At 71.9% G+C, this 20,777-nt stretch carries 20 protein-coding genes; 11 read left to right on the top strand and 9 right to left on the bottom strand.

Annotated features, from left to right (window positions below):
- Positions 1-127 precede the first annotated feature (127 nt).
- Complete coding sequence (locus AB0J86_RS06285; protein ID WP_363853375.1) at positions 128-1,432, bottom strand: hypothetical protein; 1,305 nt, start codon at positions 1,430-1,432, stop codon at positions 128-130.
- 243 nt (positions 1,433-1,675) lie between these two features.
- Between AB0J86_RS06285 and AB0J86_RS06280 the strand changes: the two genes are divergently transcribed.
- From AB0J86_RS06280 to AB0J86_RS06270, 3 genes are all read left to right on the top strand, one after another.
- A complete protein-coding gene (locus AB0J86_RS06280; RefSeq protein ID WP_363853372.1) occupies positions 1,676-2,539 on the top strand; it encodes a hypothetical protein in 864 nt (287 codons plus the stop codon).
- 150 nt (positions 2,540-2,689) lie between these two features.
- Positions 2,690-3,805: a hypothetical protein gene (locus AB0J86_RS06275; protein WP_363853369.1), complete on the top strand. Its 1,116-nt coding sequence runs from the start codon at positions 2,690-2,692 to the stop codon at positions 3,803-3,805.
- Positions 3,802-5,346, top strand: a complete 1,545-nt coding sequence (locus tag AB0J86_RS06270) for a hypothetical protein (RefSeq protein ID WP_363853366.1) — start codon at positions 3,802-3,804, stop codon at positions 5,344-5,346. The genes AB0J86_RS06275 and AB0J86_RS06270 overlap by 4 nt, the downstream gene beginning before the upstream one ends.
- 55 nt (positions 5,347-5,401) lie before the next feature.
- Here the strand turns inward: AB0J86_RS06270 and AB0J86_RS06265 are convergent, their stop codons facing one another.
- From AB0J86_RS06265 to AB0J86_RS06250, 4 genes are all read right to left on the bottom strand, one after another.
- Positions 5,402-6,052, bottom strand: a complete 651-nt coding sequence (locus AB0J86_RS06265) for a flavin reductase family protein (RefSeq protein ID WP_363853363.1) — start codon at positions 6,050-6,052, stop codon at positions 5,402-5,404.
- Positions 6,053-6,164: 112 nt separating this feature from the next.
- A complete protein-coding gene (locus tag AB0J86_RS06260; RefSeq protein ID WP_363853361.1) occupies positions 6,165-6,860 on the bottom strand; it encodes a class I SAM-dependent methyltransferase in 696 nt (231 codons plus the stop codon).
- Positions 6,861-7,050: 190 nt separating this feature from the next.
- Entirely contained in the window at positions 7,051-8,217 is a 1,167-nt protein-coding gene (locus tag AB0J86_RS06255) for a cytochrome P450 (protein ID WP_363853358.1), read from the bottom strand.
- A 29-nt stretch (positions 8,218-8,246) separates the two neighbouring features.
- Complete coding sequence (locus tag AB0J86_RS06250) at positions 8,247-9,671, bottom strand: hypothetical protein (protein ID WP_363853355.1); 1,425 nt, start codon at positions 9,669-9,671, stop codon at positions 8,247-8,249.
- A gap of 179 nt (positions 9,672-9,850) precedes the next feature.
- On the opposite strand from AB0J86_RS06250, the gene AB0J86_RS06245 reads away from it, so the two are divergent.
- Together AB0J86_RS06245 and AB0J86_RS06240 are read left to right on the top strand one after the other, a co-directional pair.
- Positions 9,851-10,507 carry a sulfotransferase family protein gene (locus AB0J86_RS06245; protein ID WP_363853352.1) on the top strand — a complete coding sequence of 219 codons (657 nt, stop codon included), beginning with the start codon at positions 9,851-9,853 and terminating at the stop codon, positions 10,505-10,507.
- Positions 10,508-10,693: 186 nt separating this feature from the next.
- Positions 10,694-10,900 carry a hypothetical protein gene (locus tag AB0J86_RS06240; RefSeq protein ID WP_363853350.1) on the top strand — a complete coding sequence of 69 codons (207 nt, stop codon included), beginning with the start codon at positions 10,694-10,696 and terminating at the stop codon, positions 10,898-10,900.
- Between the two features lie 55 nt (positions 10,901-10,955).
- Here the strand turns inward: AB0J86_RS06240 and AB0J86_RS06235 are convergent, their stop codons facing one another.
- A complete protein-coding gene (locus AB0J86_RS06235; protein WP_363853347.1) occupies positions 10,956-12,467 on the bottom strand; it encodes a CehA/McbA family metallohydrolase in 1,512 nt (503 codons plus the stop codon).
- Positions 12,468-12,773: 306 nt separating this feature from the next.
- Between AB0J86_RS06235 and AB0J86_RS06230 the strand changes: the two genes are divergently transcribed.
- The 3 genes from AB0J86_RS06230 (at position 12,774) to AB0J86_RS06220 (ending at position 15,789) form a co-directional block, all read left to right on the top strand.
- A complete protein-coding gene (locus tag AB0J86_RS06230; protein ID WP_363853344.1) occupies positions 12,774-13,301 on the top strand; it encodes a ribbon-helix-helix protein, CopG family in 528 nt (175 codons plus the stop codon).
- A 96-nt stretch (positions 13,302-13,397) separates the two neighbouring features.
- The gene (locus AB0J86_RS06225) at positions 13,398-14,243 is read left to right on the top strand and encodes a DUF4097 family beta strand repeat-containing protein (protein ID WP_363853342.1); all 846 of its coding nucleotides are present in this window, start codon (positions 13,398-13,400) and stop codon (positions 14,241-14,243) included.
- 319 nt (positions 14,244-14,562) lie between these two features.
- Positions 14,563-15,789 (top strand): cytochrome P450, encoded by a 1,227-nt coding sequence (locus AB0J86_RS06220; RefSeq protein WP_363853340.1) that lies wholly within the window; start codon positions 14,563-14,565, stop codon positions 15,787-15,789.
- A gap of 153 nt (positions 15,790-15,942) precedes the next feature.
- On the opposite strand, the gene AB0J86_RS06215 is transcribed toward AB0J86_RS06220, so the two are convergent.
- The 3 genes from AB0J86_RS06215 to AB0J86_RS06205 form a co-directional block, all read right to left on the bottom strand.
- Entirely contained in the window at positions 15,943-16,983 is a 1,041-nt protein-coding gene (locus AB0J86_RS06215; RefSeq protein ID WP_363853337.1) for a suppressor of fused domain protein, read from the bottom strand.
- 103 nt (positions 16,984-17,086) lie between these two features.
- Positions 17,087-17,476 carry a Type 1 glutamine amidotransferase-like domain-containing protein gene (locus AB0J86_RS06210; protein WP_363853334.1) on the bottom strand — a complete coding sequence of 130 codons (390 nt, stop codon included), beginning with the start codon at positions 17,474-17,476 and terminating at the stop codon, positions 17,087-17,089.
- A 99-nt stretch (positions 17,477-17,575) separates the two neighbouring features.
- Entirely contained in the window at positions 17,576-18,733 is a 1,158-nt protein-coding gene (locus AB0J86_RS06205; RefSeq protein ID WP_363853331.1) for a phospholipase D-like domain-containing protein, read from the bottom strand.
- A gap of 143 nt (positions 18,734-18,876) precedes the next feature.
- Between AB0J86_RS06205 and AB0J86_RS06200 the strand changes: the two genes are divergently transcribed.
- From AB0J86_RS06200 to AB0J86_RS06190, 3 genes are read left to right on the top strand one after another with little or no spacing between them, the layout of a single operon-like run.
- On the top strand, positions 18,877-19,200 hold the full coding sequence (locus tag AB0J86_RS06200; RefSeq protein ID WP_363853328.1) for a type VII secretion target: 324 nt from the start codon (positions 18,877-18,879) through the stop codon (positions 19,198-19,200).
- Positions 19,197-20,492 (top strand): WXG100 family type VII secretion target, encoded by a 1,296-nt coding sequence (locus tag AB0J86_RS06195; protein ID WP_363853325.1) that lies wholly within the window; start codon positions 19,197-19,199, stop codon positions 20,490-20,492. Before AB0J86_RS06200 ends, AB0J86_RS06195 begins: the two co-directional genes overlap by 4 nt.
- A gap of 5 nt (positions 20,493-20,497) precedes the next feature.
- The gene (locus AB0J86_RS06190; RefSeq protein WP_363853322.1) at positions 20,498-20,728 is read left to right on the top strand and encodes a hypothetical protein; all 231 of its coding nucleotides are present in this window, start codon (positions 20,498-20,500) and stop codon (positions 20,726-20,728) included.
- Positions 20,729-20,777: the final 49 nt, after the last annotated feature.

Here is a 20,777-nt window from a genome sequence, read left to right as displayed (position 1 = left end):
TCGTTCACGGCGTAAACACTCCCCAATGGATGTACTTTCCCGGCGGGGAGCCTACGGGCGTACGAACCGGCGGCGCACGGGATGTCCGCGCGCCGCCGGATGTTTCACAGGTTGTTCGCCGAGCGGGTCAGCCCAGGAACCGGTACGCCCCGGCGTCGTACCGGCTCAGCCCGACGAGCGAGTTGCCGGCGAGGTCCTGCCGCCAGCCGTAGTCCTCGCCGCGGCCGATCGCCGGGCTGCCCGACCTGAGCCGCAGGTCGGTGGTGCTGGTGAAGAGCGGGTTCGCCGAGACCGAGTTCGGCCCGAGGGTGAACTGGGTCTGGCTGCCGAGGTAGACGCCGTGGTCCTCGTCGGCGCTGTCGGCGGGGTTGCCGGTGTCGAACGAATCCTCGTACCCGGTCTTGCCGCCGACCTGGATCACGTTGCCGCGCAGCCGCAGGATGCCCGCGTTGCAGCCGTCGAAGCAGCTCCAGCCGTTACCGTTCGCCGCCGGGAGGTAGACCGAGTTGTTCACGGCCTCGGTGTTGGTGACCGGTCCGATGTTGCTCTGCGCGCCCCGGGTGACCAGGAACGAGCCCTGGGACTTCGAGGAGGTGACGCTGTTGTAGGCGAAGACGTTGCCGTCCGCGGTCTTGCCGGTGCCGTTGCGGCCCAGCTCGGTGAAGGTCTCGTTGTCGGCGGTGACGTTGTACTCGATCCAGTTCCGGTTGCCGTTGTCGATCTCGAACGCGGCGCCGTCGTAGACGTAGTCGTAGCTGGGCGCGAAGTGCCCCCTGACCGTGTTGTGGGCGATGTAGTTGTCGTCGCCGTGGATCAGGAAGCCGAAGGCGCCCGAGTCGTCGTCCTCGTACTGCGGCTCGGTCGGCTTGGTGTTCACGCTCATCTTGTTGTTGTCGACGATCGTGCTCCACTGGATGTCGTTGTTGTTCGACCCGTCCACGATGGAGACCCCCACCACGTTGGCGTCGGCCTGGATCGTGTCCAGCGCGATGTGGTGGCCCGCGAGTTCGAAGCCGGCCCAGTTGCAGCCGCTCGCGCGCAGGTCGCCGATGAACCAGTACGAGCCGGTGACGTGCACGCAGTTGAGGACGTTTCCGCCGATCTTCGGGAGATTCCCGCTGCCGTACGCGGCGACCTTGATCGGGTTGCCGTCCTCGCCCGAGCGGGACAGCGTCAGCGTGCCGGTCCAGGCGCCGCCGCGCTTGAACTGCACGGTGTCGCCCGGGTTGAAGGCGAAGCCGTTCACCTTGGCCAGGCTCTTCCAGGCCGCGGTCGCGCTGGTGCCGGTGTTGGCGTCGTTGCCCGCCGGGTCCACGTAGTAGGTGGTCGGCACAGCTGCGGCTGGTGCGGCTTGAGCTGCGGAAACGATGCCGAGCGGCGCCATTGCCAGCGCGGTGGCGGCAATGGGTACGAGCCAGGTACGTCGATGCACGAGGTCCCCTCTCCCCGAGCGGGCGGATGTCGGAGGTAAGTTTCACGGCTACGTTTATCTTCGTCAATTGTTGTCCCAGCGGCCCTGGTCGCCCCCTTCGACGCGGCCCGGACGGTGAGCGCGGGCGCCCTCGACGCGGCCCGGGCGGACAGCACGGTCGGTCCCGACCGGGCAAGCCGGCGTCGGATTCTCGACAATCGGCGGTGATTGTTGGCAATCACCGGCACTTGTACGGTTGCTCGGGTGGCGGAACCCGTGGAGGAAGTCGAGCGCCGCATCGGCGAACTACGGGCGACGGTGCGGCGCAGCGTCCTCGCCGGCGACCGGGCCCGCGCCAACGCCCTCCGCGCCGAACTCCGCCGGGCCGAGCGCGCCTGGGACGAGGCGGTCACCGCCCTCGCCGACTCGACCGCCGGGGCCGGGCGGGAGACCGCCGCCGGCTCCACCGCGCCGGACGACACCGTCGAGTCCGCCGTACCGAGACCGCGGTCGAGCGGGCGCCGGGGCGCGGCCATGCTGCCCGTACGCGAGCAGGTGCACCACGCGCTGACGCTGCTCTCCGTGCCCGCCGCGCCGAAGCTGCTGGTCGAGGTGCACACGGCCTTCCTCGGCAGCGAGGAGATCGCCCACGGCCGCCTGACCCACCTGCGCCGGGACGAGGAACGCTCGTTCCGCGCGGCGCCGTACTCCCGGCCGTACTACCTCTGCGCCACGCTGACGCTGGACTACCTCACGCCCGTACGCGGGCTGCTGGCCGTCTCCACCTGGCCGCTGGAGCGGCGCATCATCGGCCCGCTCAGTCCCCGGGTGGACTTCCTCACCGCCGCGATCCGGGTCGCCGAGGAGGCGGCCCGGCTCGCCGGGCGCCCGAGCCGGCTCAGCCCGCCGGTCGCCCGCCTGCTGCGGCGCTTCGCGCTGAACATCCCGGGCATGGCCGGCGCCCGCGACGCGCCGGATCCGGAGGCGGTCGCGGCGGCGGCCCGCCGGGAACTCGCGGTGCACGAGGCGGCGGACCGGACGTACCGCGAGGTCGGGGCCGTCCGCGCCGGTACCCTGCTCGACGACGCCGAGCAGCTCTTCGGCCGGCGGCAACCCCGCCCGGATTGACCGGGTCGGCGGCAACCCCGCCGGGATTGACCGGGGGTCGCAGACTGATCTCGCACCGGGGATGATCGTTCCTGGTATGTCCGAGCACGGCGGTATGTCCGAGGCAACTGGTATGCCGGAGGAACATCCGCACGCGGAGAGGAGGGTCGCGTGGACCACGTCGAACGGCGGCTCGACCGGTTGCGGGGAGCCACCGCCCCGCGCCGGCACAACGCCCGTACGATCGCCGCGCTGGCCGCCAACCCCGGTTGCGAGCGGCGGGCGGTGCTCGACTCGGCGGGGGTCGACAAGCAGCGGCTGGCGTTCCAGGTGGACTTCCCGGCCCAGACGGGGCAGTCGCAGTTCGCCATCACCCGCGGCAACGTCTTCGAGGCACAGGTCAAGGCGGACGGCGGGGCGGAACTGCTGCGGCTGCTGCGCGAGCTGCTGGACCTGCCGATAGCGCAGGCGGGCTACACCGACCTCTCGGACGGCGCCGGCAACGCCGAGCGGCACGCCCGCTCCCGGGAACTGCTCGCCGCGGCGGCGGACCGTACCGCTCCGGGCGTCGGGACCCTCTTCGACCATCCGCTGCTGCGGCTGGAGGTCGCCGGCCAGCGGGTATACCTCGAACCGGACCTCATCGCGTTCCAGCTCGGCGGCCGGTTCCACGTCGTCGAGATCAAGTCGTTCGCCGTCGTCGACGGCCAGGCCGACCCGGGCAAGGTCTCCGCCGCGGCGATCCAGTCGGCGGTCTACGTGCTGGCCATGCGGGAGATGCTCGTCGAGGCGGGGCACGATCCGGAACTGGTCTCGCCGAACGTGGTGCTGGTCTGCCCGCGCGACTTCTCCAACGAACCGGTCGGCGCGCTGCTCGACGTACGCAAGCAACTGCTGGTGCTGCGCCGTCAGCTGGCCCGGATGGCCCGGGTCGAGGAGTTGCTCGCCGCGCTGCCCGACGGGCTCTCGTTCGACCTGGAACCGGACGCCGACGGCCGGCCGACCCGCTCCGCGGCGTCGCTGACCACGGCGCTGGGCGCGGTGCGCGCCCGCTACGCCCCGGAATGCCTGGCCGCCTGCGAACTCGCCCGCTTCTGCCGGCACGAGGCGGCCAGCGAGACCGCCACGCTCGGCCGCTCGATCCGCGAGGCGCTGGGCGGCGTGGAGCGGGTGGAGACCGTGCTCGGCCTGGCCAGCGGCGAGCTGACCCCGGCGCCGGAGCAGGCGGAGGCGGCGGCGCTGCTGCGGACCGCCGCGCGGCTGCGGGCCGAGGTGCTCGCCCCGTGAGCACCCTGACCGCGCTCGCCCGCGCCCAGGCCGTCGCCACCGGCGTGGCCCAGCCGATCGCCACCGTCCGCCACCTGCACCTGCACGCCGAGCCACTGGTGCTGGTGCCGCTGACGCTCGCCGGCGAGGCGAACGCCCCGCTCGCGGCGATGGTCGGCTCCGCCCCGGACGCGCCGCGCCTGCTGGTCGTCCCCCAGCCCCGCAACCGCGACCAGCGCTTCGCCTTCGCGGCGGCGCTCGGCCGGGAGGTCCTCGGCTACCTGCACTCCCGGCGCGGGCTCGCCGAGGCGGTACCGGTCGACCGGGGGCGCGACGTCCGCCACCGGTACGTGGACGGGCCGCAGGTGCTGGTACCGAACGCGGCCGGCGTCAGCTTCGCCCGGCTCTTCGGCCGCTCCACCCGTTTCCGCCGTACCGACGGTGAGCACCCGGTCGACGCCGCGGTGCCGCTGCTCGGGCGCTGGCTGACCTGGCTCGCCGAGCGGGCCGAACACCCCGGCTCCTCGGTGCTCGTGGCGATGACCGAGGCGCTGGGGATGCACTGGGCCACCGGGCAGAGCGGGTTGGAGGACGCCCAGCTCGCCGCCCTGATCGGCTGGATCGCGCCCCCGCCGGGCAGCACCGGTGCGCAGGCCGCCGCCGCGGCCGAGGACCCGCTGCGCTGGCCGCCGGCCGGGCCGGTCACCGACCCGACCTTCGACAACGAACTGCTCGCCCCGGCCATCGAGGCGTACCAGGCCGCGCTCCCCGACCCGGCCGCCCAGCGGCGGGCGTACGCGCAGCTGGAGACGCTGCTGCGCGGCCAGCTCGCGCCGACCTGGGAGCTGATGTGGCGCGGCGTCGCGCTGCTGCGGTCGCTGCCGCCCGGGGCGCGGGTCGCCGGCCGCTGGGCCGAGGACCGGGACGCCTTCACCGACTTCGCCCGGTACGTGGACGAGGGCGGGCGACCCCAGCCGCGCCGGGACGGGGCGGTCGTCGCCGCCCAGCGGCTGCACCGGTTGGAGCGGGCGCTCACCTCGTACGCGGTGCAGCGCGCCTACGACGACCCGCTGGTGATGGCCGACTACCGGCTCACCGGCGAGGCGTTCGTCGGCGAGGTGACCATGGCCAAGGCCGACCGGGTCGACGACACCGGCAAGCGCCCGGTGCTGCGTCCCCGGATCATGCTGCTCACCGCCGACCCGGTGCTGGTCACGCCCGGTACGGTCCTCTGCTCGCCGAGCCGGCCGGCGCAGAAGGCGAAGGTCGTCTTCGTCACCGCGGTGGCCGAGTCGAAGACCGAGGTGGTGCTCGAACTCTCGGGCGGAATGGGGCGGTCGCTCACCGCCGCGCCGGGCAGCGTGCCGGAGGTGGGGGAGCGGCTCTGCTACACCACCCTGACCGACGGGTACGCCCCGCCCGGCTCGTTCCCGTCCCGCGAGGAGACCCCCTGGACGCACGGCGGGCCGCCGCTGACCGGCGACGGCGCCGGGCCGGTGGACGCGCCGGTGGGCGGCGACGGCCTCGACCCGGACGCCGACCCGGACGAGCCCTGGTCCTGAGCGCCAGGTTCTGGCCGGGCCGGCCGGGCCGGGTGCTGGCCGGGCCGGCCCCGCCTCACCAGCGCGCCGGCGCCGGTGCGCCGCCCCGGCGCGGTACGCCCCAGCCCTCGGCCAACCGGGACGGGTGCACGTTGCGGCCGCCACCGTAGAACTCGAGAAACTTCATGATCAGTGGGTCCCACCGGTCGGGGTTGAGGTAGCGGGTCGTACCCGGTACGAGCAGTTCCTCCTCGACGTGCACCCGGACCACCTGGACGTCGATGGCGACGACGCCGGAGTCCGGCTCGCCGAACGGGTGGATCCGGTTCACGGTCGCTTCGAGGTTGACCAGGCACTCCGCGACCCGGGGCGGGCGGACCTCGTCGGACGGGACCGGGGTCAGTCCGGCCGCGCCGAACTTGTCGGCCTCGTGCCGGTACCCCTTGGCGAGCTTGTGCGCCGGCACGACCCGGGTGCCGGTCAGCAGCGCGAGCCGGTCGACGGCCGGTACGAGCCCGGGGTGCGCGAGGTTGAGCACGCACTCCTCGGTCCGGGCGAGGTTGTGGGTCGTCTGGGACGTCTCGTCCAGCCCGAGCATGCCGGACTGCCCCACCCAGAACGCCGACGACATGGGCGCCAGGTTCGGGGACCCGTCCTCGTTGCAGGTGCTGATCAGGACGACCGGGGTGCCGAAGTAGAGCACCCGGGGCTCGATAACGCGATGCATGGCACGACCTCCGGTGATAATCGCCGCCCGCAACTCTGGCCGCCGGCGGGTGCCGGCGCTGGCGGGAAACGGACGACGACTTCGATGGATCTCCGGCCCCGGGCCGGCCCGCTCACGTCGGTCCGGCCCGCAGCGAGACCCGGCGCCCGTCCCGGTAGTCGCTCAGCTGATCCCAGTCCTCGGTGAACCCGTGCCAGTCCACGTAGCCGATCGAGCCGTAACCGACGTGCCGGAGCATCAGCTCCAGCGCCGCGCGGCTCGGTACGCCCACCATCGCGGCGGCACCGTCGCCCGCCGAGTGTCCCTCGTCGTCCGTGCTCTCCAGGCCGAGCCGGATGACCGGATCGTCGTCCGGTGCGACGTCGGTGTCGACGATCAGGTGGCGTGGTCGTAGCCGGGACATCGCGGAGAGCAGCGCCAGGTGCCTGGCCGTGTGGTAGAGGAAACCGAGGCACAGGATCGTTTCGAACTGCCCGGGCCGCAGCCGGGTCAACACCTCGTGGGCGTCTCCGAGCAGGAACTCGTACCGGTCGGCGGAGACGCCGTACTCGGCCATCGCCGCGACCGCGCGGCCGACGAGTGGCTCCCGTACCTCGATTCCGGTGACCCTCGCGGCCCCCGCCCTGATCGCGGCCAGTGACCAGCGGCCGTCGTGGCTGGCGATGTCGAGGACGCGGGCCCCACGCAACACCTCGGCCTGGCGCGCGACGAGCCCGCGGTACCGCCCGTTCAGGCGTTTCCGGGAGGCGCCCGTGGCGCTCGTACCGAGAAAGCGGGGGTGCTCGTCGAAGAAGCCCCGTGACGTCATCCGGACTCGTCCACCGTGAAAGCCGTACCTCTGCCTGATCGGGCGGGGCGACGAGCGCGCCCCGGTCGGGTTGGTTCGCCGACGGGTGCCGCGCCGGCCCCGGGAGGGACGCGGCGCGGCGCGAGCCATTCCATTCGTCAGTGGTTGTAACGCATGATGATCACCTCTCCTTCACCTTCCCCCGCGGCTGTCAACGCAGCGACACCTCCAGTCGCGCCAGACCGCGGAGGGTGAGATTCGGGCGGAACACCGGCGTTCCGACGAGCCGCGCGGACGGGTGGTCGCGGGCGATGGCGCCGAAGACCGCCTTGGCCTGGGTCACGGCGAACGGCGATCCGAGGCACGAGTGCGCACCCCGGCCGAAACCGAGGTGCGGGTTCGGCCGGCGGTCCAGCAGCAGCGCGTCGGGCGCGGCGAACCGCGCGGCATCCCGGTTCGCCGAGCCGAGCAGCAGCGTGACGGCCTGACCGGCGCGCACGGTCACGCCGCCGAGTTCCATGTCGCGTACGCAGGCCCGGGCCATCGCCTGGACCGGCGAGGCGTGCCGGACCAGTTCCTCCACCGCGAGGCCCTCGTCGGCCGCGGTCCAGCGGGCGAGCCCGCCCGGCTCCGCCAGCAGCGTCGCCGCTCCGAGGCTGAGCAGCTTGGCGGCGGACGCGTACCCGGCGTGCAGCAGTACGCGCAGCGTGTTGGCCAGCAGCAGCCGGTCGACGCCGGTCTCCGTGGCCCTGGCGGCGAGGCGGGCGCCCATCCCCGTCGCGCCGCCGCCGGTGAACCAGCCGTCGATCATCTCGCCGAGCGCGATCCGGGCCCGGGCCGCCGCCGCGCCGCGCTCGGGCCAGAGCCCCGCGTCCATGCCGTCGGTGATCGCGTTCGCAGCCGGGACGAAGAACTCGCCCTCCGGCTCCGGCACGCCGAGGAACGCCGCGATCGTGGCCAGCGCGAGCGGTTCGGCGAACTCGGTCACGAAGTCGAAGGACGGGCGGGCCGCGAGCCGGCCCAGCAACTCCTCCGTCCGGTCCCGGACCAGCTTGGCCGTGGCCTCGGCGTCCTGCTCCCGCAACGCCGACATCACCAGACGGCGTACCGAGGTGTGCTCCGGCGGGTCCACGGTCTGGATGCTGACCGCGTGCGGCGGCAACTCCTCGCCGATCCGCCGCCAGTCGGCACCGAACCGCTCGCCGTCGCGGAACACCGTCACGCAGTCCTCGTGCCGGGTGAGCACCCAGGAGTCGAGCGGCGCGTACCAGAAGACCGGCTGGTGCCGGCGGAGCCAGGCGTACGCCGGGTACGGGTCGGGCAGCACGTCGGGCCGGGCCAGCGCCCGGATCGGATCCGGCCGGAGGAGATCACGCATCTCGTTCTCGTCTCGTTCCACGGAGCCGCTCACCCCACCCGCGTCGACGCCGGGCCGCCGGCCGGCTCCGACGGATGGGAGAAGACCCCGGTCACCCGGGTACGGTGGTTCGCCGACCACGCGATCACCGCGCTCTCGGCGACGGGCAGCGCCCGCCCGAAGGCCCCGCCGTAGCCGTACTCCGTGACGAAGACGCCCAGCACGGCGGCCCACCTCTCGACGGCGCCCGTGTCCGCGTCGACCACCGGTTCCGGGCGGGGACGCACCCGGCGCTGCACCACGTGCCCCTGCTCCGTGGCGGTACGCAGCGCCTCCGCCCACGCGGCCTCGGGGGTCTCCCAGCCGGCCACGACGTTCCTGCCGCCGTAGCCCACCCGGGGCTTGAGGACCAGCTCCGTGCGGTGCCGCCGACAATGGTCGAGCAGGTCCGCGTCCGCGCCGCCGGCCAGCGACCGGGTCCAGGGCAGCAGCCGGTCCGCCAGGGTCTCCTCCGAGGTGGAGAGGAGACCGCGCGCCCGGCTCTCGGACAGCAGCGCCAGCGCTCCCTTGTTCGAGTACAGCCCGCTCTCGAACGTCGTGAACAGTACGGTCTTCCCGTCCTCGTGGGCCCGCAGGACGGGTTCGGCCAGCTCCGGACCCTGCGGGTCGGCCAGGATCGCGTTCACCGAGAAGTTGCGGAGGATCACGTCGATCGGCTTGCCGTGCAGGGTCACCTTTCCGGCGCGGACCCGGATCTCGCCGATCTCGCCGAGCAGGAGATCCAGCCCGTACCGGCGCAGGGACCGCTGGAGCGGGACGTGCCAGTTGGCGTACCTGGCCAGGTCGCCGCGGTCCTCGATCAGCGCGACGGTCGGATCGGCTCCCGAGGTCACGGGTCGACCGGCGTCGCGGAGCATCGCGGCGAGTCGCGACGCGGTGTCGACGTAGTCGAGCTGGTTCTCCTCGGCGAAGGCGCGGAATTCGGGCAGTTCCAGCAGCGCCCGGTTCGCCGCCCCCAGGTCCATCCCGCCCAACTCGCTGCCGAGGTTGAACTCCAGCAGGCGGTACGCGTCGCCGTCGTGGTAGGCGTCGGCGCGACCGAGCAGGGTCGGACGGCCGCGGGCGCCCCGGCGCAGCAGCGCCGCCCGCCGCTCGGGGATACCCAGCGCGCCGCAGTACCGATCGAGGTCGCCGTCGAAGAGCCGGTCCGGCAGGGAGATCACGAGTTCGAGTAGCGCGGTGGCATCCGCGGCGAACTCCTCGATCTCCGTCCGGCAGACGAACCACGGCCGGTCCAGCGGCCTCCGGCCGGCTTCCGGCAGGGACGTGCCCGGCAGCCGCGCGGCGCGGACGGCGTTCCGTAGGTCGCTGCCCGTCGCGAGACACGCGCTGACATAGCGTTCGACCGGGGCGGGTGGCGCGGACCGGCCGCGCTCGGCGCGCGACGTCGGCGTTGCGTCGGCTCGTCGTGACACCGTCCAAGATTTGATCGTGGCGGGCGGGGCGGGAAGCGTCGTGCGGCATTCGGATGCGCCGCGCTATGCGGCGATCGGGCAATCTGGACGCCGGTACGGGTGGGCCCGGGGCAACGGTCCGACCGGCGGTTCCGGGTAGGGCGGTTGCGGGTGAGGCGGTTTCGCGGCGAGGGGGAGAGATGCTGGACGTGATCGGTGTGGGCCTCGGGCGGACGGGCACCAGATCGCTGAAGGAGGCCCTGGAACTGCTCGGTCTCGGACCGTGCCATCACATGTCCGAGCTGTTCACCAACCCGAGCAGCATCGCGGAGTGGCTGCGCGCCGCCGAGGGGGAGCCGGTCGACTGGGAGCGGCTCTACGCCGGCTACCGCTCCACCGTCGACTGGCCGGGCGCGGCGTTCTGGCGGGACCTCGTCGCGGCCTATCCCGAGGCGAAGGTGCTGTTGACCGTACGCGATCCGGGGCGTTGGTACGACAGCGTCGCCCAGACCATCCACGCGACCCGGTTCGCCGATCCCGACACGATGCCACCGGCGGTGCGGGAACGCTTCGACGCGCATCCGGAGTTGTGGGACCAGCCCAAGGTCGTGGAGACGCTCGTGTGGCAGGGCACGTTCGGCGGGCGGTTCACCGACCGCGACCACGCGCTCGCCGTGTACGAGGCGCACCGGGCGGCGGTACGCGCGACGGTGCCGGCGGAGCGGCTGCTGGAGTTCGACGTGGCCCAGGGCTGGGAACCGCTCTGTGCCTTCCTGGGGGTGCCCGCGCCGGACGCGCCGTTCCCGCTGTTGAACACCACGGCCGAGTTCCAGCGGCGGCTCGCCACACCCAGGTGAGCCGAGTCCGGCGGGTCTCGCCGGGCACGTCCGAAGACGCCCCGACCCGCCGGCTCTCACCTCTCTCGCATGTTCCGTGGAGCCGGGGCACAGCCCACGGTGCTGCAATTGGCCGGTACGCCAGGGCGGCCACCGGCCACCGGCCACCGGCCCCCGGCAACCGGCGACGCGCGGGAGGAGCATGCGATGGCGGTCACCACGACCTGGAAACCGGGCAACGGCCCGATCTCTACCGATCTCGGGCGCGCGGACGAGAAGCGCTCCGGTCCGGACCGGCCGCGCACCACCGGACCCGGTCCGCTCGCCTACCTGCGGCCCGGGCGGATCGCCGCCGAGACGACCCCGTTCGCGGTGGCCGACCGGGGCCGCTGGGTACGGGTACGCGCCGCGTAGGCACGCACCCGTACCAGGGGCCTCGCGGGCCCGCCCGGGGGACGGGCCCGCGCCGTCAGTCCCGGCCGAGGAAGATCGGGTTGGTCATCGCCACCATCGGCGCGGTGAGCGGGCTCGACCCGGCCGCGGGGCGGCGCACCTCGGCGCGCACCCAGCGGCTGTAGCGGGGGTACGTGGTCCAGGTCACCGTGGCGGTACCGGACTCCGGCACCGTCTCGCTGTGCTCGGGGCCGAGCTGGTCGAGGATCGTCACGGTCGTACCGGGAACGCCGGCGACCACGGCCGTGACGGTGACCGGGGTCCCGATCTCGACCGGCAGTCGGCCGCCGATGTCGGCGGTGCGGCCGGGGACGCTCGCGGTGAAGGAGAGCTGCACCGCCGAGGACTCGGCCAGCCACGACCGGCCCGCCTTGAGGCCGGCCAGCAGGTGCTCCTTGCGCAGGCTGTCGGCGAGGACGACGGTGTGCGGCTTGCCGACCACCTGGTCGGGGTTGTGCGCGTCGGAGTTGCCGATGGCCGGGATGAAGCGCCCGCTACGCAGCAGCCCGTCCCAGTGGGTGACCGACGCCTGGTCGTCGTCGGTCCACGGCGCGTTCCAGACCTCGACCAGGTCGGCGATCTCGTAGGCGAACTCGTACGTGCAGCCGAAGCAGTTCGCGAACGGGTGCGCGGCCGTCACCAGACCGCCGAGCTTGTGCACCCGGTCGACGAAGTGCCGGAAGTCGGCGGGGTCGCCCGCCCGGTACCGCCAGTCGATCCACTCGCCGGCCGGCAGGCCGATCGCCGGCCAGTGGCCGGACCGGGTGGTGACCTCCTCACCGTTGATGATCAGCAGGTCGTCCGTGGCGTAGTTGCCCCACTGGAGGTGGGCACTGGGCGTGTTGTGCTCGGTGGAGACGATGAAGTCGAGGCCTGCGGCGCGCGCGTCGGCGACGAGCTGGTCGGGCGTACGGCGGCCGTCGGAGTGCACGGTGTGCAGGTGGCAGTCGCCGCGGTACCAGGCGCGACCGCGCTGCTTGGCCGGGGCGCTGGCCGGGGCGGGGTTGGCCCGGAACGGTGCGCCCTGCGGGCCGAAGTGCAGGGTGATCGTCACCGAGTAGTTCAGGCCCTGCGGCGCGACCGTGTAGGGGCCGAGGATCACGTGCCAGGTGCCCGGCTTGATCGGTCCGGCCAGGTAGCCGGGGGTCGCCTCGGTGGCGCTGATCGAGAACGAGTTGCGGAAGCCGCCCGACCAGCCCCGGAAGCCCTTGGCGTTGCCGAGGTCGTACCCCTCCGGGCCGAACATGCCGACGTCGCAGGCGTTGCCGCGGGTTCCGGCCGGTACGGCGGGCTTGTCGTACGTGTAGCTGACGTCGATCTGGTTGACGCCCTTCGGCACCTGCACGGGCAGGTAGTACCAGTCGGAAATGCTCGGGGTGAAGGTGCCGGTGACGGTCTTGGTCTGCTGACCGGTACCGGACGGCGGGCTGGCGAACGCCACGCTGGGCAGGAAGTTGACCGCGGCACCGGCGGCCACGACCCCGCCGACCCGCAGCAGGTTGCGCCGGGTCAGATCGATATTCGACATGCTTTCCTCCGCATAGGTGATCGGCCCCGACGCTAAGCGGGTCAAGCGGACGGCCAAACCACGACGCGGTGAACAGTAACCATGCGTTACATGTAATGTCGATCTTGACTATTCATGGCGAACGGGCAGCTCAACAGGGGCGTGTCGATCTTCCCTTGACCGTGCCCGGTGGCACGCCTGGCGTTCGGGTGGCGGTGGGCAAGGCATGATCATGGGCCGCCGGCCCGATCGGGTGCCCCCAGGCATGGCACGGGCCCTGTGCCATTTCGGCTTGTCTGTGTGCCATCATTGTGCCATGATGGCGTCATGGAGTTGACCGGGTATGTGAGCAGCCTCGGGCGTGAGTTCGCCACCCTCGCCGAGGCCGGCGGTGACGAGGCGCGTGCGCTGGTCGAGCGGCTGGCCGGATCGTTGGAGTCGGCGATCCGGATGACGTTGTTGGAGGCGTTGTCGGACGCCGCGGATGAGATCACTCGGGATCTGGCGCCGGGTTCGGTGCAGTTGCGTTTGCGGGGGCGTGAGCCGGATTTCGTGGTGACCGTGCCGCCGACGGATCCTCGCGAGTCCTCCGGTGAGACGGCCGCGACCGGGGGCGGTGTGGATGGTGATCTGTTGTTCGCCGAGGAGGGTCCGGCGGCGCGGATCAATGTGCGGATGCCTGAGCAGTTGAAGGCGGCGGTCGAGGAGGCCGCGGCCAGGGAGGGGCGTTCGGTCAACGCCTGGCTGAGTCGGGCGGCGGCGGCCGCGTTGCAGCGCTCCGAGCGGGAGCAGCGTCCGGAGCCGTTCGGCGGTGGGAAACGTAGCAAGCAGAGCTTCACCGGCTGGGTGCGCTGACCCGCTTCTCTTTCTCGTTCTCTTCTTTTCCTCGCGTCCCCCTTCTGTGTGGTCTGCCCGGGGGGCGAGTCGTCTACCCAGGAGGTGGGGACAGTCATGCCACGTTACGAGACGCCCGAGCCGATCTCGGTCATCGCCGAGTTCGGTGTCGGGCAGGTGCGGATCGCCGCGGGTGATCGTGGTGACACGGTCGTCGAGGTCCGTCCCAGTGATGAGTCCGACGAGTCCGATGTGCACGCCGCGGGGCAGGTGCGGGTCGACTACGCCAACGGGGTGTTGCGGGTGACCGGGCCGAAGGTGCGGGCGTTCGACTTCTCCCGTCGGTCCCGTTCGGTGGAGGTGTCCATCGCGCTGCCCGCGGGTTCGCAGGTGTCGGTGGAGACGCAGGTGGGGGATGTGCGGGGTACGGGTCGGCTCGGGTCGTGCCGGTTCAAGACCTCGGCGGGCAACGTTTCGGTGGAACGTACGGGTGGGTTGCGGTTGGACACCTCGGCCGGTCACGTCACGGTCGAGGGTGTCGATGGGGACGCGGAGGTGCACACCGGTTCCGGTCGGGTACGGCTCGGGCGGGTCGCCGGCGGCGTCGTGGTGAAGAACTCCAACGGCGAGACGCGTATCGACGCGGTGTCCGGGGACGTGCGGGTCCGGGCGGCCAACGGCGACATCCTCATCGAGCGGGCCGGTGCCGGTGTGGACGCGAAGACGTCCAACGGCGGTATCCGTCTGGGTCAGGTGGTCCGTGGTCAGGTGGTGCTGGCCACCGCGATGGGGGACCTGGACATCGGCATCGCCGAGGGTACGGCGGCGTGGTTGGAGGTCAACACCGCGTTCGGGCAGATGCGCAACCTGCTGGAGAACACCACCCCGCCCGCGGACACCACCCGCACCGTCGAGGTACGCGGCCGTACCTCCTACGGCGACATCACCATCCGCCGCTCCTGAACCTGCCCCGCCCCGGAACAACCATTCCCCGCCCGGAGATCCGGTGCGGAACCTCGACAGGGTCGCGTCGGCCACCGTGCGGTGAGCACGCCGCCCGAACACCACGGACGGGGTCCGGTGGCAGCGCGGGCGGCACCGCCCGCCACGCGACAGCGATCGGCTCATCCTGCCGCGCACCCCGCCGTCCTCGACCATCCACGGACACGCACGAGGCACGCCCGCCGACCATGTCTCCGGCATGTTCGGTGTCCGAGCCATGCCATCCGCAGGTCGGGTCCGTCGGCGTTCGTGGTCGCACAACCTCTCGAAAGGAAACGTGATGAGTCGAACCGTCCCCGTCCCGCACGGCCTCCCGATGGAACGCGATGCGGGCCCCTTCGACCCACCGCGCGAGATCACCCGGTTGCGGGCGGCTCACCCGGTCAGTCCGATGATCTTTCCCGACGGTCACGAGGGCTGGCTCGTCACCGGCTACGACGCGGTCCGGCAGGTCATGGCCGACACCCGGTTCAGTTCCCGCCAGGACCTCGGCATCCTCCACCTGCCGTACGAGACTCCCGGCATGCCCGTCATGACGGAACCGTCCCCGCAGCCGCCGGGCGTCTTCATCAGCATGGACCCGCCGGACCACACCCGGCTGCGGCGCAGGCTGACCGGCGCCTTCACGGTCAAGCGGATGAAGATGCTGGAAGAGCACATCATCGACATCGTCGAGCGGCAACTGGACGAACTGGCGCGCCTCACCCCGCCGGTCGACCTGGTCAAGGAGTTCGCGCTGCCGGTGCCCTCGCTGGTGATCTGCGAACTGCTCGGTGTCCCGTACGCGGACCGGGAGACCTTCCAGGTCAACTCCGCCAGGTTCCTGGTCAGGGACGTGACGCTCGACGAGAAGATGGCCGCGTGGGTCGCGCTGAACACCTACCTTTCCGAGCTGGTCACGCGCAAACGCGCCGACCCCGGCGAGGACATCCTGTCCGACCTGGCCCGGCATGACGACCTCAGCGTCGAGGAACTGGTCGGCTGTGCCTTCCTGCTGCTGCTCGCGGGTCACGAGACCACCGCCAACATGCTGGCACTGGGCACCTTCGCGCTCCTGGAGCACCCCGAGCAACTGGCCGAACTGCGCGCCGGTGCGGACCTGCTGCCCAACGCCGTCGAGGAACTCCTGCGCTACCTGTCCGTCGTCGACACCCTCTACCGCTACGCCACGGAGGACATCGAAGTCGGCGGGGAGACCATCGGCAAGGGCTCGACCGTCGTCGTCTCGCTGCTGGCAGCCAACCACGACCCCCGGCGCTTCGACAATCCCGACACCCTGGACATCCACCGCAACGTCCGCGGTCAGCAGGCCTTCGGCCACGGCATCCACCAGTGCCTCGGCCAGCAGCTGGCCCGCATCGAGATGCGCGCCGGTTTCGCGGGGCTGCTGCGTCGCTTCCCGACCCTCCAGCTTGCCGTCCCCGCCGGCGCGGTGCGGCTCAGGACCGACATGAACATCTACGGCGTCCACGAACTGCCGGTCACCTGGACGGAAACGGCCCCCTAGGCACCGTCGGCCGGGCCCCTCACCGGCGGGAGCGCTTCGCCTCCGCGGGCGCGCTCCCGCCGGCGGGGGAGCGCTTCGCCGAGTCCGCCACGAAACGACGGGCCCCCAGCCGGTACGGGCTGGGGGCCGGTCTCCGTACCGGTCCGCGCGTCGTCAGCCGACCGTCTGCACCACGTTGCCGTCCTCGTCCCGGATCCGCGAAACCTCGATCTCCACGACGAGGTTCGGGGCGCCCGGTACGGGACGGGCACCGGCGCGCGGCACCAGCACCTCGACCAGCCCGTCCAGCACCGGGGCGGGCAGTACCAGTTCCAGCCAGCCGTTCTCCCGCTCCGTACCCTCGAAGGCCGCGCCGGGGCGGAACAACACCGCGCCGTCGGGGCCGCGCAGGTCCAGCTGCCGGTCGAACGGCAACCGGCCCAGCAGCGTCTGACCGACCCGCTCGGCGATGTGGGCGCCCACCACGAGCCGCGTCTCGTCGCCGGACCGCTCCCAGCGGAACTCGGCCACCGCCAGGCTCCCCGTCGCCGACCCCTCGCGCCGCCGGCCCTCCTCCACCGCCGCGGCGACCGCCGGGTCGTCCGTCAACGAGCGCCGGTCCAGGTCCGTCACCAGCAGCGGCAGGTGCTCCGCGGCCAGCTCCAGCATCCGGGTCACGCTCCACGACTGGGTGGCGGCGTACTCGTCCGGGGTGATCCCCACTACCTGGAGGAACACCACCTTCCCGTGCGGCGTGTCGATGGTACCCAGCTCCGGGTCCTCGGCGAACGCGATCGCCCGGATCTCCGTCGCCCGCTCCAGCGCGATGGGGCCGTTGAGGTCCATGTGGTGCCCGGCCTCGAACCAGTTACCGGTGTCGAAAACGTAGCGCGCCAGGTTCTGGAGGAAGTTCGCCGCCCAGACCGGCGGCTCGGTCTCCTCCGGGTCGCGGCGCAGCCGGAAGGTGAACTCGAAGCCCCAGCCGGACTCCTCCAGGTTCTCCGACTCCTTCTCGTACAGCTCGCTCATCCCGTACGTGACGGCGTGCCAGTGTGGCACCGGCTCGGTACGCGGGTAGAAGCTGATCCCGTCGAGCGGATCCGGCCCACCGAGCCGGAATTTGAGCAGCGTGGCGTAGTGCTGCGGCTCGATACCCGGGTACAGGTTTTCGAGGGCCTGGTCGATGGCGTCCCAGCCCGTTGCGTCGGAGGTCACCGGGAGACCTAACCACACGGAGTATCGGCGTGAGCAGCGCGGCCACCACCTCGTGTGGCGGCTTTTGATCAATAATGGGATGCGCTCGTTCTCGGGCGAGCGGTCACGGGATCCGGGGGGGGCTGGGACGTCCGCCGGTAGTGTAGCCGCCGTATACCACCGCGTCGCGGCGAACCAGGTCGACGAGCAGCTTGTCGGCTGCGGCGTCGGCCAGCACCCGACGCAGCACAAACACGTTGCCACCGCGGATCCACACGATGTCGTGGTCGGCAAGGCGGGACACCATGCCCGGCTCGCGTAGGTTGACGATCGTGACGTCGAGGCCCGCGGCGCCGAGGTCATCGACGTCGCGGCGCAGGCTGGCCTCACGGGCCCGGGCGGACAGCCCGTCGAGCGCGTTCGGAATCAGCGCGGTGCGCCGAGCGCCGCCGGCCAGGGCGACAATCTGGTCAGGGTCTGCTCCGGTGCGCAACGACGACAGGTACAGGCGCACGGGCCTAGTGTGCCGCTGCTCGGACACGGGTCAGGGCCGGGTCCGCCTGCCCCGTTGACCGGAGACGATGGGCACCGGCCCGGCCTGGTGGGGTACCGGTCAGCCGCCGGCGGCGGTGCGCAGCGCGAAGAAGTTGGTGCGGTACTGGTCGTGAATCGCGGCCGAGTTGATCCGTAGCAGCGCCTCGTCGTTCTCGCGCAGCGACGAGTCGTCGTAGTTGTGGCTGCCCGTGAAGACCCACTTGGTGTTCTTCCGGCCGGCGTACGTGCCCTCGATCAGCATGTACTTCGAGTGGACCAGGCTCGTGGCGTCGTCGAGCGCGTACAGCATGATCCGGTCCCGGATCAGCGCGGTGCGGCTGCCGGCGCTCATCTCGTTGTAGACGATGTCGACCCAGCAGCTCTGTGCCGCCAGCGCGCGCAGCTTCTCGGCCACCGGCTCGCGCTTCAGCGCGAACGCGGCGATGCGGATCTTCGTGTACCCGGCGTTGGTGCCGAAGCCCGGATCGTTGCCGGGGCAGGTCACGTTGTCCAGGATCTCGACGATGGTGTCGGTCGCCGAGGTGGTGCCGGCGCGCGGGAAGAAGTACGACTTCACCGGGTCCGAGGTGGTCATCCGGTAGTAGTCGCTGTCGTCGTGCCGGGCCGCGGCCAGGTCGGCGAAGTACGCCCGGTACGCGTCGTAGATGGGCGCGTTGCCGACGATGGTGACCGCGTTGTTCCAGTAGTTGTCGGTGTTCAGCGCCGTGAGGTTCGCCGAGGACTGCACCAGCACCTTGGCGGCACCGTTGGTGCGGGAGAAGAGGTAGAACTTGTTGTGGTTGATCGGGTTGACGCTGGCCGGGGCGGCGGAGACGCAGGCGCGGTCGGTGGCACAGATCGTCAACCACGAGGCGGCCGAGGTGTCGGTACCGAGGCCGGTGGCCGGGTTGGCCAGCGCCACGGTGGCCGCCCGTCCGGCGCCGGTGGAGTCGGTGACCACCCGGACCCGGACGCCGCGGTCCCGGGCCGCCCGGATCAGAGCCGCCGACACGTTCGGGTCGTCGAGCACGTAGATCGCGACGCTGATCTCCTCGCCGCTCGGCGTACCGTCGATCAGCGAGATGATGTGGTCGACGATGACCCGCCGCTGGCCGGCGACCGTCGGGTTGTTGAAGATCGCGCCGTCGACCGGTGCGGCGGCGTGCGCCGGTACGGCGAACAGCGGTACCGCCAGCAGTCCGGCCAGCATCCCACCCAGCGTCCGTACGAAGCGCACCCCGGTCCCCCTCCGTCGGTGATCTTTACGCTCCGCGCCCACTCTAGAGGCGTGGATCGATGCGCGCGAGAGGTGCCGCGCCAAGCCGCGCTTCGGCGGCGCTCAGGGCAGCAACGCGCCGCCCCCATGCGATGATCGTTCGCGTGAGCGGTTCCCAAGCCGACGGTCTCCAGGTCACCACGGCGGATCTCGTCGCCCATGCCGCCTCGGTCGACGACGTCGCGGACCGGATGGGACTGGGCCGGTCGGCCGCGGCCGGGGTACGGCTGGGACGCGACGCGTACGGGCAGCTCTGCCAGCTCATCCCCGCGCTGCTCGACCCGATCCAGTCCTCCGGTGTGGACGCCCTGGCCGCCAGCGTCGACGCCCTGCGGGAGACGGCCGAGGCGCTGCGCCTCACCGCGGGCGACTACCGGACGGTCGACACCGGGGTGAGCGGCCGCTTCGACGGGATCCTCGCTCCGTGACGGCTGTACCGAATCCGCTGGTCGCGGCGCGGGAGGACTCGACCGGCGCGATCGACGGCAGCTGGATCGCGGAGGACATCGGTACCCTCGTCGCGGGTTTCCGGTCGGGAAGCTGGATCGACGCCAGCATCGGCGGGTTCGCCGCCTCGATGGACGCCCTCTCGGTGATCACCGACCCGCTCGGTTCGCTGGTGTCGATGGGCCTCGCCTGGTTGATGGAGCACGTCGAGCCGCTGTCGGACGCGCTCGACTGGTTGGCCGGTGATCCCGACCAGATCACGGCGTACGGGCAGACCTGGTCGAACGTCTCGGCCGCCGCGAAGGAGAGCGCGGCGGACCTGCGCGATGCCGTCGCCCGGCAGACGGCCGGCTGGACCGGCGCGGCCGCGGACGGGTACCGGGGCCACGCCGAGATCCAGCGGGCGGCGATGCTGGGCATCGCGGAGGCCGCCGCCGGCATCGCCGAGATCGTGCGCGGCGCCGGCCTGGTGGTGTCGCTCGTACGCCAGTTGGTCCGGGACCTGATCGCGGAGTTCGTGTCGGTGCTCGCCGTACGGATCTGGGAGTGGCTCGCCGAGGAGGGGCTGACCCTCGGCCTGGCCACCCCGCTGGTGGTGTCGCAGGTCGGAACGCTGGTCGGCCGCTGGATGGCCAAGATCGCCCGACTGCTGCACGGGCTGGTCGCCAGCCTCCGGCGGCTCATGCCCATGCTCCAGAAGCTCGGGCGCCTGATCGACTCGCTGAAGGACCTGCTGCGGCGGCTGCTGGGGCGACCGGGGACGGCGGCCACCGATCCGGGGTACTGGACCAAGGCGTTCGGCGGTCACTCGACCCGCCCCCGCAACCGGAGCGACTACGAGCGGGAGGAGCGCTGGGCCGAGGCGGCGTACGACGCCATCCGACAGCACGCGGACGCCGACACCATCGCGGCCAACCTGCGGGACGCGGAGCGCCTCGACGGCTCGCGCGGGTTCTCCCGCGAGGAGATCGAGCAGATCCGTCAGCACGTCTTCTTCGAGGAGCATCCGCTCGCCGACTACGACGGCGGTGTGGTGCACCAGCGGTACGACGCGAGCCCCGACATGGCCGAGGCGTGGCTGCGGCTGCGGCGCGGCCGCCCGTTGCCGGAGGACGTCGCACTGCTGGAGCACGAGCTGGCCGAATCACGCTACTATCGCGACAATCCGGGCGCGACCTATCAGGAGGCCCACCGGGCGGCCAACGGCGTCTCCAACTGGGAGAGGCAGATTCCCGACCCGACGTTCGAGGACTACGCGGAGCCCTGGGGGTAGCGGCGATGGCGATGATGGTGACGGCCCGGAAGGTCGACGAGGGGCCCGGCGAGATCCGCTACGCGTTCGGCCTGGAGACGGCCTTCGACCGCGTCCTCGTCATCGACAAGCGGTCCTGGGAGGCCCGGGTCGAGGACGGCCGCTTCGACGCCGCCGCCAGCGCGATCACGGCGAAGATCAAGAAGCTCTGGCGGGCCGGCGGCGAGTTCCCGCCCGGCGCAACCTTCGCCAGCTGAACCGCCGGTCCCGCCAGCCGTAAGGCTAGCCGGACTGCCCACGCCGGAC

It is taken from the genome of Micromonospora sp. NPDC049559 (genome assembly GCF_040676675.1).
Classification (GTDB): domain Bacteria; phylum Actinomycetota; class Actinomycetes; order Mycobacteriales; family Micromonosporaceae; genus JBFAPK01.
The sequence above is the reverse complement of the archived record's forward strand: the minus strand, read 5'-3'. Positions and strand labels throughout refer to the sequence as shown.